Annotated in this window: 1 protein-coding gene; it reads right to left on the bottom strand. The window is 63.3% G+C overall.

Annotation, left to right across the window (positions count from 1 at the left end; genetic code table 11):
• The coding region (locus tag AWB76_RS38660) for an ISNCY family transposase (protein WP_061165334.1) at positions 1-1,054 on the bottom strand (1,054 nt) is incomplete at its 3' end.
• Positions 1,055-1,153 lie beyond the last annotated feature (99 nt).

Genomic DNA, 1,153 nt, shown 5'->3' on the forward strand with positions numbered 1-1,153 from the left:
TCAGCGCGCGGTTTGCGTCGGTATCGTCCAGCAGATACAGCACGCGGTCGTACTGCACGGTGAGCGTCTTGGTGACCCGTCGCGCTTCGCGCCACGTCAGCGCCCGTTCCAGACTCTCGTCGGTGCGCAGCGAACGATGCGCGTCATAGTCGCTTCGCGGTGGCTTGGCAAAGCGCGCGTTGTAGTCGGCCATGAAACAGGGCGCATACGCGTTGGCTTGCTCCAGCGTGCTGATGCCGCGCAGGCGTAACTCCTTGACCAGACGATCCTGCAAGGTCAGATGCGCGCGTTCCACGCGCCCCTTGGCCGGGCTCGAGTTGGCGCAGAAGGTGTCGATGTTCAACTCGAACATCGCGCGACCGAATTGCGTGATGCTGTGGCCCGTCTTGCCTGCGGTTGCGTTGCGAAACACCGTGGCCTTGTCGCTGTAGAATGCGCCTGGCTTACCGTAGCGCTCGATGTAGGCACGCGTGGCCTCAAAATAGCTGAAGGTCGACTCGCTGCGCGTGAAATGCAGCAGCATCAGCCGGCTGGTGGCGTCGTCGACGTACACCAGCAGCGTGCATTGCGGCGCACGCTCCTCGAACCAGCGATGCTCGCAGCCGTCGATCTGGATCAACTCACCCAGACACGAACGCCGGGCGCGCGGCTGATAGACCTTCGGTGGGCGTTGCCGGCGTGGCACCCACAGACCCGCGTCCGTCATCAGATGCCGCACCGTTTCCTTGGCCAGCCGGATGCCGTGGCATTCCTCGAGCTTCTCGCGCGCCAAAGTCGGGCCGAAGTCGGCGTAGCGCTCTCGGATAATACTCACGGCGCGCCGCGCCAAGGCATCGTCGAGCTTGCGATTGCCCGGTCGGCCGCGCTTGCCCGACGCCACGCCTTGCACTCCGTGCTCACGATAGCGCACCACCAGCCGCTCGATCTGGCGTACCGACAGGCCCAAGCGCTCAGCCGCGCGTCCGGGCTTCAAACCCGTCTGGACTACCGCCTCGATAACCTTCAGTTTGTCCCATTCGCGCATGGTCAAGCTCACAGGTGGGTTCGGTGACATGACTGGGCCCCCGCTGGACGATCAGCTGCCAGCTTGCCACCGGTTAAAACCCGACATCTGTAAATAGCCAGAACACGACATTAGGATATTGCCGCTACA

Source organism: Caballeronia temeraria (assembly GCF_001544795.2).
Taxonomy (GTDB): Bacteria; Pseudomonadota; Gammaproteobacteria; order Burkholderiales; family Burkholderiaceae; genus Caballeronia; species Caballeronia temeraria.